General features: G+C 41.7%; 19 protein-coding genes. 7 read left to right on the top strand and 12 right to left on the bottom strand.

What is annotated here, in order from left to right:
* Positions 1-178: 178 nt before the first annotated feature.
* The 5 genes from ABE28_RS06300 to ABE28_RS06280 all read left to right on the top strand — a co-directional run bounded on the left by ABE28_RS06300 (position 179) and on the right by ABE28_RS06280 (position 3079).
* Positions 179-901 (top strand): alpha/beta hydrolase, encoded by a 723-nt coding sequence (locus ABE28_RS06300; protein ID WP_064466906.1) that lies wholly within the window; start codon positions 179-181, stop codon positions 899-901.
* 82 nt (positions 902-983) lie between these two features.
* Positions 984-1499, top strand: a complete 516-nt coding sequence (locus ABE28_RS06295; protein ID WP_064466555.1) for a YjcG family protein — start codon at positions 984-986, stop codon at positions 1497-1499.
* Between the two features lie 3 nt (positions 1500-1502).
* Positions 1503-1931, top strand: a complete 429-nt coding sequence (locus ABE28_RS06290; RefSeq protein WP_064466556.1) for a GNAT family N-acetyltransferase — start codon at positions 1503-1505, stop codon at positions 1929-1931.
* Between the two features lie 159 nt (positions 1932-2090).
* Entirely contained in the window at positions 2091-2354 is a 264-nt protein-coding gene (locus ABE28_RS06285; RefSeq protein WP_064466557.1) for a hypothetical protein, read from the top strand.
* A 233-nt stretch (positions 2355-2587) separates the two neighbouring features.
* Positions 2588-3079 (top strand): spore coat protein, encoded by a 492-nt coding sequence (locus tag ABE28_RS06280; protein ID WP_064466558.1) that lies wholly within the window; start codon positions 2588-2590, stop codon positions 3077-3079.
* A 55-nt stretch (positions 3080-3134) separates the two neighbouring features.
* On the opposite strand, the gene ABE28_RS06275 is transcribed toward ABE28_RS06280, so the two are convergent.
* Positions 3135-3431: a hypothetical protein gene (locus ABE28_RS06275; RefSeq protein ID WP_064466559.1), complete on the bottom strand. Its 297-nt coding sequence runs from the start codon at positions 3429-3431 to the stop codon at positions 3135-3137.
* Between the two features lie 148 nt (positions 3432-3579).
* On the opposite strand from ABE28_RS06275, the gene ABE28_RS06270 reads away from it, so the two are divergent.
* Complete coding sequence (locus tag ABE28_RS06270; RefSeq protein ID WP_064466560.1) at positions 3580-5853, top strand: ATP-dependent helicase; 2274 nt, start codon at positions 3580-3582, stop codon at positions 5851-5853.
* A gap of 63 nt (positions 5854-5916) precedes the next feature.
* Here ABE28_RS06270 and ABE28_RS06265 read toward each other — a convergent pair whose 3' ends face one another.
* The 9 genes from ABE28_RS06265 to ABE28_RS06230 form a co-directional block, all read right to left on the bottom strand.
* Positions 5917-6171 (bottom strand): sporulation-specific transcription regulator SpoVIF, encoded by a 255-nt coding sequence (locus tag ABE28_RS06265; protein WP_034314458.1) that lies wholly within the window; start codon positions 6169-6171, stop codon positions 5917-5919.
* A gap of 111 nt (positions 6172-6282) precedes the next feature.
* Positions 6283-6435, bottom strand: a complete 153-nt coding sequence (locus ABE28_RS24390) for a YjcZ family sporulation protein (protein WP_083231968.1) — start codon at positions 6433-6435, stop codon at positions 6283-6285.
* A 103-nt stretch (positions 6436-6538) separates the two neighbouring features.
* The gene (gene spoVAE, locus ABE28_RS06260) at positions 6539-6895 is read right to left on the bottom strand and encodes a stage V sporulation protein AE (RefSeq protein WP_061143410.1); all 357 of its coding nucleotides are present in this window, start codon (positions 6893-6895) and stop codon (positions 6539-6541) included.
* Positions 6896-6911: 16 nt separating this feature from the next.
* Positions 6912-7937, bottom strand: coding sequence for a stage V sporulation protein AD (gene spoVAD / locus ABE28_RS06255; RefSeq protein WP_064466561.1), 1026 nt, complete (start codon positions 7935-7937; stop codon positions 6912-6914).
* A 3-nt stretch (positions 7938-7940) separates the two neighbouring features.
* Complete coding sequence (gene spoVAC / locus ABE28_RS06250) at positions 7941-8411, bottom strand: stage V sporulation protein AC (protein WP_064466562.1); 471 nt, start codon at positions 8409-8411, stop codon at positions 7941-7943.
* Between the two features lie 18 nt (positions 8412-8429).
* A complete protein-coding gene (locus tag ABE28_RS06245) occupies positions 8430-8927 on the bottom strand; it encodes a YhcN/YlaJ family sporulation lipoprotein (RefSeq protein ID WP_257390728.1) in 498 nt (165 codons plus the stop codon).
* A 294-nt stretch (positions 8928-9221) separates the two neighbouring features.
* A complete protein-coding gene (locus tag ABE28_RS06240; RefSeq protein WP_064466563.1) occupies positions 9222-9587 on the bottom strand; it encodes a DUF1360 domain-containing protein in 366 nt (121 codons plus the stop codon).
* Positions 9588-9602: 15 nt separating this feature from the next.
* On the bottom strand, positions 9603-10190 hold the full coding sequence (locus ABE28_RS06235) for a hypothetical protein (RefSeq protein ID WP_064466564.1): 588 nt from the start codon (positions 10188-10190) through the stop codon (positions 9603-9605).
* Between the two features lie 12 nt (positions 10191-10202).
* Positions 10203-10514, bottom strand: a complete 312-nt coding sequence (locus ABE28_RS06230) for a hypothetical protein (RefSeq protein WP_064466565.1) — start codon at positions 10512-10514, stop codon at positions 10203-10205.
* 355 nt (positions 10515-10869) lie between these two features.
* Between ABE28_RS06230 and ABE28_RS06225 the strand changes: the two genes are divergently transcribed.
* The gene (locus ABE28_RS06225; RefSeq protein WP_064466908.1) at positions 10870-11781 is read left to right on the top strand and encodes an iron-hydroxamate ABC transporter substrate-binding protein; all 912 of its coding nucleotides are present in this window, start codon (positions 10870-10872) and stop codon (positions 11779-11781) included.
* Positions 11782-12204: 423 nt separating this feature from the next.
* On the opposite strand, the gene fabI is transcribed toward ABE28_RS06225, so the two are convergent.
* Positions 12205-12978, bottom strand: a complete 774-nt coding sequence (gene fabI, locus ABE28_RS06220) for an enoyl-ACP reductase FabI (RefSeq protein ID WP_064466566.1) — start codon at positions 12976-12978, stop codon at positions 12205-12207.
* A gap of 112 nt (positions 12979-13090) precedes the next feature.
* Positions 13091-14470: a magnesium transporter gene (gene mgtE, locus ABE28_RS06215; protein ID WP_064466567.1), complete on the bottom strand. Its 1380-nt coding sequence runs from the start codon at positions 14468-14470 to the stop codon at positions 13091-13093.
* Positions 14471-14561: the final 91 nt, after the last annotated feature.

Below are 14561 nucleotides of genomic sequence, written 5' to 3'. Positions count from 1 at the left end.
TTTTTTATAGTATGATGAATGTATATCCTTGTATTATAGCATCCTATTTTTTAAATTTTTAGAAAATATATTGAAAATTTTCTATTCCAAATTCTTGGGACGGGAAAAACTCGCAAGGACATGCTAAAATGACTAAGTAAGAAGTATTTCATTATTAATGATCATCGAGGTGCGGGAAATGAGTGTACGTAAAGGAACGATCAAAGAGTATATGTTTAAAAGTGAAGCGCTGGCGGAGGAATTGGAACTGCTTGTTTACTTGCCTGCGAATTATTCACCCTTGTATAAATATTCGCTTGTGATTGCTCAGGATGGGCGTGATTATTTTCAAATGGGCCGTATCGGCCGCGTAGCCGATGAACTGTTGGGTAACGATGAGATCGAGAATATAATCGTTGTAGGCATTCCCTATAAAGATCGTTTTGACCGCAGACGCAAATATCATCCCGATGGGGAACAGCACCTTGCATACATACGTTTTCTTGCCCATGAACTTGTGCCGTTTTTGGATGATGAATTTCCGACCTATCAAATGGGACATGGCCGCGCCCTGATAGGTGATTCTCTTGGCGGTACTGTCTCTTTATTGACAGCCCTGCAGTATCCGCACACATTCGGGAAGTGCATCATGCAGTCGCCCCTGGCCAATGAAGCGGTGATGGATGCTGTACGTAATTTTGAGGATCCGCATCTCCTCGAACTTTACCATGTAATCGGGACTGAGGAAACGGACGTACCCACGACTGATGGGAACCGTGCGAACTTCATAGAGCCCAACAGGAAATTGCATGAATTATTGAACCAAAAAGGATTTCCATGCTTCTATGAAGAATTTGAAGGTAATCACACCTGGAAATATTGGCAGGCAGATTTAAGAAGAGCACTATTGGAAATGTTCTAACCTAGATTAAAACCAATGATAGGTTTCTCACAAACATATCCAACCATAATACAACCATTTAAAATATCAGGAGGTTTTATTTATGAAATACGGTGTTGCCATTTTCCCTACAAAGAAACTTCAAGATTTAGCTAACTCCTATCGCAAGAGATATGATACGAAATACGCTTTCATTCCGCCGCACTTAACGCTTAAGCCAACATTTGAAGCGACGGACATGGAAATTTCGACGATTGCAGAACAGCTAAAAGGCATTGCCCAAAAGTGCAGACCATTTACGATGAATGTAACGAAGGCTAAATCCTTCCAGCCGGTAAGCAATACGATCTATTTCAAGGTGGAACTGTCCGAAGGGCTTCAAGAGCTACATGATGCACTGAATGATGAGAGCTTCATTATAAGTGAAAATGAACATGCTTTTGTCCCGCACATTACCATCGCCCAAGATTTATCCGATAATGAGCATTCTGATGTTTTAGGTCAATTAAGCATGCTTGATGTCAGCCATGAAGAAGAAGTGAAGCGTATTCACCTATTGTATCAGCTGGAGGATGGTGCTTGGACCGTATACGAAACATTTAGGTTAGGAGCTGAATAATAAGTGTTTGTAAAAATTGCCGAAAACAGCCAAGAGCGTGAAAAAGCGTATATGATTCGAAGGCAAGTATTCGTTCAAGAACAAAATGTCCCGCTTGAAGAAGAAATTGATGAATACGAAGACGTTTCCACGCATTTCGTCTTATATAATGATCAAGAACACCCAATCGGTGCAGGCCGTTTCAGGGTCATTGATAACATTGGAAAAGTCCAGCGCATTTGTGTCCTCGCAGCTGGCCGAAAAAGTGGGGCCGGTGCCAAGATCATGAACGCAATTGAGGAATATGCCATCCAGCAGGGAATTCCTAAACTGAAGCTTGATGCACAGGTGCACGCAATCCCGTTTTATTCGAAATTAGGATATGAGATTGTGTCCGATGAATTCATGGATGCAGGCATTCCTCATAGAACGATGATAAAAACTGTATTATGATCCTGATAACGCTGTCCCTTCAGTCATCTGATGGTACAGCGTTTTTTTGGTCGTTCATATTCCTTGATTAGCGTTTTATAAAAAACCCTTTCCGTTCAATGGCAATCTCCGCAAAAATACATAGTCTATATATAGAAAGCAAGAAGGAGGGATAATTTTATGGGTAATAATGAATTTAACCTGGAGGAGTCGCAAAAAAGATTAATGGAATTGTTGGTTTCAAGGACAATGAGAAAACATGGTTTCAAAAAGGAGCATGTCGATCTTACTGAAAAAGAGAGAAACAACCTAAAAGAAACCATTCGGTATTTACAGGAGCAATCACAAATCCTCATAAACCAGGAAAAGAACATCACGGAACATGATGTTAATCCGATTACGAATTCCATTCATAATAAATTCACGGATTCCAAAGATAAATGATTCACCCTATCAGCTAATCAACCTTACTTGCTGGCAAAATAAAATAAGACATAGCAGCACTTTCATTTCATTCCATTCCTAAAACTCCAGCTTCTTTATCATTCATCCCCGCACATCGTTACTTTTCCAAAGTATTTTAAAAAATAGACGAATGAATTGATTTATTCGTCCAACCAGAATAATCATCGAAGCATATTTTAATAGGGAATAAAACCTAAGGAGGAAAAAACGACATGAACCAAAATGTATACCGTAGCAACTGTAACACACATGAAAGCTGTGACAGAACTTGGTCAGCTCTAGATTCCGCTTCCAACCATCCCCTGACAGGATTCTGTAACGGCAATGACAACACTCGGATTGACCAAGAGGCTAGACAGGATAATTCCCAGGTCCAGCTTTCTGAAGAACTTATTTACATTAAAGATTCTTGTAATGTAAATATCACTTCTACAGATGTTAAAGCTGCTCTTTCTCTTCAAGCTGCACTGCAAGCTGCCATTGCGGTCATCGTAAGCATTTCCATCGCTGATGCAGATAATGCAGAAAGAATCACTCAAGAATTGATTCAATCTTCTAATGTCAAACAAATCACGCGTCAAAAAACAATTGTTGAAAACAGCCGGGATATCGACATTACGACAACTGATGCACAAATCGCTCTTAACATCCAACTATTACTACAACTATTGTTAGCTCTAATCGTTGAGATAGACATCCTCTAAGAATTCAACACAAAAAAAGGACACTCACGTGTCCTCTTTTGTATTTCAATTCATTCTAAACCATTTCGTTGAAATATAATCCCTTCCCCGTCATTTCAGCCGTCAGTTGATTGTTGGCCCTCATGCCCATATGCGTTTTATACGTGCCCGCTCCAGCCGTTCCTTCAAAAGTGCGATTGGAAACGTAATCGAATTCTTCGAAACTGCCCATTTTCTCCTCCAATACTTGATCAAATCGGATAGGTTGAATGGGTGTCGTTCCTTTAACAATTCTTACTTTCTCTGCAGCTTCGACCGTCCTGTTGGCATATTGAATATAATCAAATTGTGTTACCGGCGCTATGTATCCCATCGTTAACCCTCCTTTTCATGTACGTATGCTGTCATTTAAATACCCGCCCAGGATGATAAGTAAACACCATTTCCAGATTCTTTTTTCTTCATCTTCTGGTATGATGGGTATTGCCGATATTTTTAATAGATTAGAGGTATCCAATTATATGAATCAAGCAAAATCTGGCGATGAAATCGTACATATACATACCGTTTCAGCTGGTGAGCTGCAGACACTATTCGAAAAAGGGAAACGTGATCAGCTTTCTTGCATCGTTTGTCGGAAGCCGGTGAAATTATTCATTGGCATCCATGAAACGCCCTATTTTTATCACAGTGATCCATCGCAGGCACCCTGTATAATGCCACATTCCGAACCAGCAAATCAGGACGAGCCATTAGAATATAGGGAGCAGAATGGATTTAAGATTCCCAAGTCCCGAACCATTACCGAAACAAAAACCATTACGGAGCCTTTCCTGAAAAGCCGACAGATAACAGGCAATCCGCAATATTCAAATAAAACCACTACCATGGCACAATTAGAGGAACCTTATTTTCAGGAATTGTCCTCATGCGGGGTCGTTCTGGATGCAGAGCAGCTTAAAGCCGTAAAAACGATCGATGGACCCATTCTTGTCCTTTCAGGAGCAGGCAGCGGGAAAACCCGGGTATTAACGGTCCGTACTGCCTATATGCTTACGGTGAAAAAAATCGATCCGAGAAGCATCATGCTCGTAACATTTACCGCAAAGTCAGCTAAAGAGATGCAGCAGCGTCTGCTCAGTTATCCTAATATGACGCCTTCCCTCGTTTCCCAAGTTGTGAGCGGGACCTTTCATAGCATTTTTTATAAAATCCTGATCTTTCATGAACCATCCAAATGGCAGCGCGACTTGCTTTTGAAATGGGATTGGGAAAAAGAAAAGATCTTGAAACAGGCTGGTCGGGAAATAGAACTTGATGATAAGGATTTCGCATACGATCAAGCACTACAGCAAATCGGGCTTTGGAAAAACTCATTGGCTTTTCCTGAAGATATTCAACCTGATGACGAGTGGGAGAAATCCTGTATATTCTTATATAAGAAATATGAAGAGTATAAAAAGCAAACAGGAAAGTATGATTTTGACGATATGCTTGTCGGCTGCTATGTCTTCTTAAAAAATCACCCCGATTTTTTAAAGAAATACCAGCAGCGATTTCAGTATTTCTTGGTGGATGAATTTCAGGATATCAATAAAGTTCAATACGAATTGATAAAACTCCTTTCTTACGAATCAAAAAATGTGTGTGCGGTTGGGGATGATGATCAGTCGATCTATTCATTCAGGGGGAGCGATCCGAAATATATCCTCAATTTCAACCATGACTTCCCTCGATCACAAGTTGTAAAGTTAACCGAAAATTATCGCTCTTCTCATGAAATCGTCGCTACGGCAAATCGATTGATCAAGCGCAACCAGAATCGGATGGAAAAGAAAATGCGGGCACAGCATGATTCAGGTAATCCGCCTGTATTATTTTATCCATATGATGAGGAATTGGAAGCAACGATGATCGTGGCTGATATTCAAGAAAAGATCTCCAAAGGAGCAAATCCTGGGGACTTTGCCGTATTATACAGAACACACACTATGTCCCGGGCCATATTTGAAAGGCTGGCAGCTTCAAACCTGCCATTTGTGATTGAGAAGGATGCAGATTCCTTTTATCAGCGCAGGGTCATACGCGGCATGCTTGCCTTCATGCGCTTAAGTCTGTTTCCTCATGATAGCAAGGCTGCTGCGGATGTTCTTTCCTCATTATTTTTAAGGCAAAGTATTTTGCAGGAATTAAAAGCACAAACCATATTACAGGACTGTGATTTTATTGATGCATTTGCTTACATTAAGACAGGTCATGCTTTTCAAGAAAAAAAATTAAAAACAATACCAGGACAGATTCGCTCTTTAAAAAACATGTCGCCGCTTGTCGCTTTGGAAATCATCGAAAAGGACTTGGGCTACCAGGATTATGTAAAAAAGCGAGGTAACGAAGCGAATCTGGAAAAAGGCTCCGATGACATCCGCGACCTAAAGGTGGCAGCCAACCGCTTTCCTACAATCGCCGCTTTCCTTGACCATGTCGACCATATGACAGCCATGATCCAAGAAATAAAAAAATTATCGAAACATTTTAAAGATGCCATACAGCTTACCACCATACACCGTTCCAAAGGGCTTGAATATGATACCGTTTATGTACTGGCTGCAGTGGATGGGAGCCTGCCCCATGATTTCGCTCTTGAATCTTATCGAAAAGGGGAACTTGCTCCTCTTGAGGAGGAAAGACGGCTGCTTTATGTCGCAGCGACAAGGGCTAAAAAGGATCTTTATCTTTCCATCCTGCAAACAAGACGCGGACGGACCGCATATCCATCACGCTTCCTTAAGCTTTGAACTAACCGCGATCGGATGGAATCAAATGTAAAAGGCCTGCAGCTGAAGCAGGCCCTTGGTTCATTATTTTTTATTTATCATATTGGAAATCGTTCCAAAGTCTAGTTTATTGCCTTCCGCTACGATGGAATGGACGATTTTATCTTCCGTTTCCTTATTGACCGGTTTATTCGCTATTTTTGAAACGCGTTTAATGACGTTTCTGACGGTTGTTTCATCTTTGAAATTGGCCCCTTGTAGAGAGTTTGCCAATTCTAATACGTCTTTCATATTCACGCCCGTTTTACCTTCTATGTTTTTAAAAAAGTTATTATCCATACCTAAGCCCCTCCCTTTTCTGTACCTATCCTATGGCTTTAACAGAAAAATGGTGCTTGGCCCTTAAATAAAAATAAATGGAATAGGCTTCTTCTGCCTATTCCATTTACTTTAGCAGAAAGAAGCCCCTACAATGATCAATAGGATAAACAACACAACAATTATCGCGAATGTAGAACCGCCACCACCGTAGCCTCCGCCATAACCGCCGCCATATCCATAACCGCTGTTGCCGCAGCAACCGTAGCCTCCGAAACCAAACATACTATATCACCTCGCTTTCGCTAAAAGCTTACTGATAACATATGTAGGTCTGGACAAATATGTATAGGCCATGTCCTAGTCCAGGCTGCCTATTTCCGATGATCTATCCTTTTGGCCTGAAAACCAAAGCCCCGATAAACCCAAAGATGATCGCTGCCGAGATACCGGAGCTCGTAATTTCAAACATCCCTGTCAGCACGCCTACGATACCATGTTTTTCGGATTCCATCATGGCACCGTTCACTAGGGAGTTCCCAAATGAAACGATCGGTATCGTCGCTCCCGCACCGGCAAAGTCAACAAGCGGTTCATATAAATCAAACCCGCCAAGAACAGCGCCTATCACAACGAACAAACTTAACGTATGTGCTGGTGTCAGCTTAGCAACATCGAAAAGAAGCTGCCCGACTACACAAATCAGGCCACCGATGACAAAGGCCCAAAAAAACATTGCTAACATCCAAATCTCTCCTTTTTCATGAATTCATCCCATACTCGATGGCCACCGCATGAGCAATGCACGGAATCGTCTCCTTTTGCTGGACCGATAATGGGGATAATAATGCTCCAGTTGCAACTAACAGGATTTTTTGATATTTATCTGAAATCATTTGATTGAGGATATGGCCATATAAAACCACAGCTGAACATCCCGCGCCGCTCCCGCCCGCTAAAACGGGCTGATCCTTTTTAAATATCATCAAGCCGCAATCGTTGAACTTTTCCCGATTGATTTCGCAACCTTTTTGCTTCAATAACTCCATGGCGGTTTCCCTGCCTATTTGCCCTAGATCACCCGTTATGATCAAATCATAATCATCCGGACCCAAGCCTGTGTCATTGAAATGCGCAAGGATCGTATCGACGGCTGCCGGTGCCATCGCTCCCCCCATATTGAACGGATCCTTCAGGCCCATGTCGATCACCTTGCCTATCGTGGCCGAAACAACATGGGGGTATTCACCTTCCCTGCTTCCGTTCGGAGCAACCAGCGCCACCCCTGCACCCGTTATCGTCCACTGAGCTGTGGGAGGTTTTTGGCCACCATATTCAGTAGGATAGCGAAATTGCTTTTCAACAGCTGCATTATGGCTCGAGGCGCCTGTCAGCACGTAATTCGCCCCGCCATAATTGGTGATGAAGGCTGCCAGTGCAAGTCCTTCCATTGAAGTGGAGCATGCCCCAAACAAACCGAAGTAGGGAATGCCATTCGTTCTTGCTGCAAAACTCGTTGGGCTAATCTGATTGATTAAATCACCCGCCAAGAAAAACTGCACCTGCTCCTTTTCAATATCTCCCTTTTCCAATGCAAGCTCCACCGCTTTCTCCAGCAAATGGCGATGGGCCTTCTCATACGATTCCTGCTCCATCCACAAATCTTCATATAGAATATCGAAATCACCCGCGATTTCCCCATTTGCTTCGAATGGACCGCCTGTTACTCCTGTTTCCAAAATGACTGGTTTATTGGCGAACATCCATGTTTGTTTTCCTTTTAACACTGCTTAGCCCCCAATCGTTAAATAAATCGTTTTAATCAATGCCACGACAAAGGCTGAAAATACACCAAATAATATGACTGAACCTGCCAATTTGAACATATTAGACCCGACACCCAGTACAAACCCTTCAGTCCTGTGTTCGATAGCTGCTGAGATGACTGCATTACCAAATCCGGTAACCGGAACGGCACTCCCTGCCCCGGCGAACTGGCCAATGCGATCGTAGAAGCCGAAGCCTGTCATCAACAGGGCAAGAAAAACCATGGTCGCGGTGGTTGGACTTCCGGCTGTCTGCTCCGTAAAGTTGAAAAAGTAAATGTAAAAGTAAGAAATCGCTTGTCCCACTATGCAGAAAATCCCGCCTACCAAAAATGCCTTTAAACAATTCTTCACTATCGGTCTTTTAATTTCATGCTTTCCTTGTAGCTGCTTATACGCGTCCTGCTGGGGAGTCGTTTTTTCCTTGTTGCTCATAGCTTTGAACCTCGCTTTCTAAATCAATTCTTTTTGAAGTTCTTCAATTTCCTTGAACTTCTTCCTTGCCTTTTTCTCAGGAACGTCTTCTTTCTTGAGGAACTCATTCAACCTTAAAGCTTCCAAAAAGATTTTATAATCACTGGAAACGATGAAGTCATATTTAGGGAACCTTTCTTCAAGATTTTGCGTCACGTTCTTTTCTATCTTCTTCATATGGAAACGTTGTAAATGCTTAACTTTGTAAGCGACAATAATCTTTTTTTCATTTTTCACCACGATCACGTCATAAATCGTATCTTCATTCGCAACAGTTTCCTTGACCTTTGTGATCAGGCCTTTTTCATCTTCTTCATCCATCCCATTAATAATATCCATCGGTTTGGGATTCGTACGCTTAATCAGAGCCATATTCTCCGTTTTCCCGTCTCCTTGGCTGCTACAGGCTGTCAGTAAACATAAAACAGCCAATAATACCATCCAGCTGCGATACACATAATTTTTTTTTCTGAACAAAAGAATCACATCCTAATTAATCGTTCTATTAGTATTTTCTTGTTTAACTGCTTTTTTATGAATGGTAGGATTAGGAAATAAAAAAACCTTCCCTAAAACGGAAAGGTTTTCTACTCAATAATAGCCTTTATTTTTATTATTATTATTACAGCCACAGTCTTTCTTGATTTTGATCGGCTGATCCTTTTTCATCGGCTTGGCATAAGTCCATGGATTCTGTTTCTTGTTCAATGCATGACGCCTCCTTTACTATCTATAACTTACTATATGATTTAAGAGACAAGTTGTTTCCAATCAATTGTCCATAATTTTACTGATTATGACCTCAATAATCGCTCCCACAGCTGCTACGGCAAGAATCAGCACCACTGCGTCCCCCACAAACCATTGTTGCACGTGCAGGAAAACCAAAAAAATGCTCACCCAGACACCCACGCACCAAAAGCAGCTAAGCAATTGCCCGCCCCAACCAAGTAATCCCTTTTCTTTCGGCATTAAATATATTTCCACTTCGCCTTCTTCATTCTTTTCCTCTATCTCTTTAAAAAAAGGGCGGCGCAGCGGCTCCGTGATCTTATCGAACACAATCAATCGGGTCAGCCTGAAGGAGGCCAACCCTAATATTATAAACAAGGTCAACTCATTTTGTGGGAGAAACATTCACTATTGCTCCCTTCACTTGGATTCTTCGATGATTTTGGCATTGATGATATCGGGAAGAGCAACAAAGTGTATGCGGTTTCCCCTTTTGATCTTCACTGATTCCCCCTTCATCCCCAATACGTGGAACCGAAGCGATTCTCCGTTAATGACCGCCTCACATAACGGCTTTGGAAAACCTTGTTGATTGGATAATCGGGTTATGATCTCACGAGTAGATTCTTTTTTTTCGATTTTTTTCCGTTTTTTCTTCGGTGGCTTCACCGTTTCCTTTTCAGCTTGTTCTGGAGGTTCCGCCTGTTTCGATGGGGTTTGCTCGGGAACATATTGATCGGTTATTTTCCTGATGGCCGTCATTTCCGTTTCAATTTCCTTCATGACATCAAATACACCGAATTCACGTTTAACTTCTTCTATTTTTTCTTCCTTTTTCTCTTCCTCCTTATGGTGCTCTTCTTCATTATGCGCAGGTTCGACGGTATCAGGAGCTGTATTTTTTTTCGTTCTAAAATCCGTTTGCATATTTCCTCGCTGCTCGGAAATCTTTGATGAATTTACATATAAAATTGGTTTGGATTCTTTATCACCATTACTCTCTGGCATGCAACTTCCTCCTTAATATTTCAAGATATCGACAGCCTGCAGCTGCTTCATATCGTATTGAACAACCTTTTTCCCAAATTTATGCCTTATATACAAATTCGATTCTTTTTTATGTTCCAATTTCCCAAATAATGTACGTCCATTGATGGTGAATTTGCATACTGGCTTAGGTGCAAAGGCTGGGAGTCGGGACAATAGCTCCACCAATTCCTCGGCACTATAAGACCGACTGATACTTTTATCAGGAAATGGCACATGGCCCTTCATGTCATAGACGGTTCGTTTCCCAACAGCACAAGGCAGATTTACTTTTTTTACGTCCATATGATGTCCCCCCTCCTTTTTCATTGGCCCGGTTAAGGCTGAAACAGGTTTAAGCTGATTGTAACTACACAATGGAATATCTGCTCTATGTATCATTTATATGAAATTAAGGTTTTTTTATGCCGAAGATGTCCCCCGCGAGAAAAAAATGGATGTCAACCAAGCTTCGGATATCGGAGAAAAATAATTTTTTTCAACATTGACTTAATTGAAAAATAAGTCTAATATTTAATTGTTGTTGATTATCATTCTCAACTATATTTATAGAAAGGAAAAATCCACCTTAGGCAATGTCCTTTTTACCATGTTGAATCAAAATGAAAAAAAATCTTTTTATTATAAGGGGAACTTAATCTTGAAAAAACTACTTTTACCAATCGTTTTCATTTTTATGCTTTTAGTTAGCGCATGCGGCAATGCAGCCACTGAAAAAACAACGAGCGAAAAAAATAAAAAAGATACGATTACCTATCAGTCGGAAAATGGTGCGGTTGAGGTTCCTGCAAACCCAAAACGGGTCATCGTTTTAGCTTCTTATGCGGGAGATGTCTTGTCACTTGGAGTGAATTTGGTCGGTGTTGAACCATGGTCTAAAAAGAACCCACGATTCGAAAAAAAATTAAAGGATGTACAATCGGTTTCGGAAGATGAATTAGAAAAAATAATCGAATTGGATCCGGATTTGATCATCGGCGCAAGCACTACAAAGAATTTGGATAAGTTGAAAGAAATTGCCCCTACTGTAACTTATACATACGGTAAAGTGGACTATTTAACACAGCATTTGGAAATCGGGAAGCTGCTGAACAAGGAAAAAAAGGCACAAGCTTGGATTGATGATTATAAATCACGCTCAGCGGCAGCCGGAAAGCAAATTAAAGAAAAGATCGGCGAAGATGCCACCGTTACAGTAGTGGAAAGCTATGATAAGCAGCTAGCTGTGTTTGGAGATAATTGGGGCAGGGGCACCGAAGTCCTCTATCAAGAAATGGGATTAAAAATGCCCGACAAAGTAAAGGAGATGGTTCATAAGGAAGGCTATTATTCCATTTCGTTGGAAGTATTGCCTCAATATGTTGGTGACTATTTAGTCATTAGCAAATATCGAGATCAAGATAACTCTTTTCAAAACACCGAGGTTTATAAACAGATGCCGGCTGTGAAAAATGCTCATGTATTTGAGGCAAATGGTAACGAGTTTATATTTAATGACCCTTTAACATTGGATTATCAATTGGAATTTTTCAAATCACATTTCTTGGATTAAATAAAACGTTGCGCAGGGAGAATGCATCTTCCTGCTTTTTTATAGTGGAGCATCCTGCTCACATATGGCGGAAATGGCAGCCCCTCCCTCGTCTCTCTTGCGGCTGTGTCTTCACCTATGCTCGCACCTTCCTTTCGTTTTTACTCTGCATGAAAACGAACATTGCATCTTGATTGCCAATGAATGAATGGGGTAAATATGAATCATGACCATTCCTTGCCGCGACAGGGACTCTTTCAGCGGCATGTTTCCTCCTTTGCTCCTTTTGCGCCTCCTCCTTACTCTACACTCGCAAGCTGGATTACCCAGCCCAGCTTCCTTACTTTTTAGTAGAACTCTTTTTAGCTTCTTGAGCAATATTCAAGGGAAAAGGAAAAGGTTCGGAATGTTTGCATTCCGAACCCTCAGCCATCATTTTGGTTGTTACCCCATTATATGATATCCAGAATCGACATGGATATTTTCTCCGGTAATACCGCGGGACATATCACTTAATAAAAAGAGAGCCGTATCGCCCACTTCTTCAGGAGTCGTTGTGCGGCGAAGAGGTGCCTCTTCCTCAATCTTCTTCAGGATACTATTGAAATCGCGGACTCCTTTTGCCGATAACGTACGTATCGGTCCTGCTGAAATGGCGTTCACCCGGATGTTATCTTTGCCAAGGTCGCTGGACAGATAACGGACATTTGCTTCAAGCGAAGCCTTTGCCACACCCATCACATTATAATTCGGCATGACGCGTTCTCCGCCAAGATACGTCATCGTGACGATGCTGCCACCTTCAGGCATAAGTTCCTTCGCTGCTTTGGCCACAGCCGTTAAAGAGAAAGAACTGATATTGTGGGCAAGCAAGAATCCTTCACGGCTTGTGTTGACGAACTCTCCATCAAGTTCTTCCTTGTTCGCAAAAGCGACGGAATGGGCAACACCGTGGATGATGCCTACCTTTTCCTTAATGGTTGCAAAGCATTCCTCGATTGCCTCGTCCTTAGTTACATCGCATTGCAAGATGATGGAAGGCTCGCCGTCCAACGTGGAGGATAGTTCAATTATGCTTTTTTCCGTACGATCTTTACCATACGTGAATATCAGTTTTGCACCTGCTTTATGTAAGGAACGGGCAACTCCCCAAGCTATACTTCTTTTATTCGCTACACCCATTATGACAAACGTTTTTCCTTCTAGTGAAAAAGTCATCTTGTGACCTCCTATTTTTAATACAAGTTATTAGTACCTGCTACTAATAATAGTATATCAAATTTTCTTCAATAAAAACACCGTTTTCTGAACAGGTTTGCATCATGCAAGGTTACAGTAAATATCCCATGAACAATGTCGCCAGCCCGAAATAAATCAGAATGCTGATCAGGTCGTTGATTGTAGTAATGAAAGGTCCGGAAGCTACCGCAGGGTCGATCTTCATTTTATGCATGAGTAGCGGGACGATCGAACCTGCAAGCGTGGCTACGATCAGCGTGATGAAAATAGAGATGCCGACCAGTAATCCGAGCATTAAGTCATGCTGCCAAAAATAGACGATGAAAATGATGGCGATCCCGCATGTAAGTCCGATGATGAGGCCGGTTCCAGCCTCTCGGAGAACTAGCTTCCATTTGCTTTCCTGTTCCAAATCCCCCGTTGCGATCCCTCTGACGGCTACTGCCAATGCTTGTGTTCCAGTATTGCCAGCCATACCGCCGATTAATGGTATAAACACGGCCAATATTGCTTTTTGGCTGAGTGTCTCTTCGAAACGGCCAATTAAACTTGCAGTCAACAATCCTAAAAACAAAAGAATCACTAACCATGGCAGCCGTTTTTTCGCAGCCGAGAACGGACTCTTATCAACATGGTCGATATCTGATATACCCGCCAATTTAGAATAATCATCGGATGCTTCTTCATCCATTACATCAATGATGTCATCGACTGTAATGATTCCCAACAGATGATTTTGAAAATCGACGACAGGGACGGCGAGGAAATTATAATCCCGAATTTTTCGGGCTACCTCTTCTTGGTCCTCCGAGACAGGGACCGATACTACCCGGTCATCCATTAAATCACTAATTAAAGCTTCTTCATCCGCGATAATCAATGTGCGGAGTGACAATACCCCCAGCAGTTTCTTTTCCTCATCAATGACGAATACATAATAGATCGTTTCCGCTTGCGGTGCTTCCCTTTTTAAGATTTGCAGAGCTGATTTGGCGGTTTCATTAGCCTCAATAGCGATGAACTCCGTCGTCATTATGCTTCCTGCCGTTGATTCCTCATAATTCAGAAGCTCCTGGATTTCACTGGCTGCCTCATCATCCATGATCGTCAAATAGCTGACGGCCTGTTCATCATTAATCTCATTCAACACATCTGCCGCGTCATCCGCATACATATGCGATAGCATATCGGCTACATAGGAAGGATTCATTTCTGCAAGCAGGCTTTCGTAACCTTCTTCCTCTATTTCGATATTTTCAAAAAGGTCCGCCATCTCTTCAGGTGACAAGTACCTGTAAACGACAGACCTTGATTCGTCTGACAAGCTTGTATAAAATTGAGCCTGATCATATGGATGCATTTCAAGGAACTCCGTACGGAACTGATCCAAATCCTCCGTTTTAAGAGCTTCATGCAAAAGATCATGATTCGTTTGTTTACTTTCTTTTTCCAGTTCCTTCATCTCCTCCATACCCATACACCTCCTAAACGCACTTTTTTATTTCTTCGTTTATATTTTATTTTTTTAAATAATACTATACTAATACCATAAACATATACAA

This window comes from Peribacillus muralis (assembly GCF_001645685.2).
GTDB lineage: Bacteria > Bacillota > Bacilli > Bacillales > DSM-1321 > Peribacillus > Peribacillus muralis_A.
Note: the sequence above shows the minus strand (reverse complement) of the source record. Positions and strands in the feature narration are given on the sequence as shown.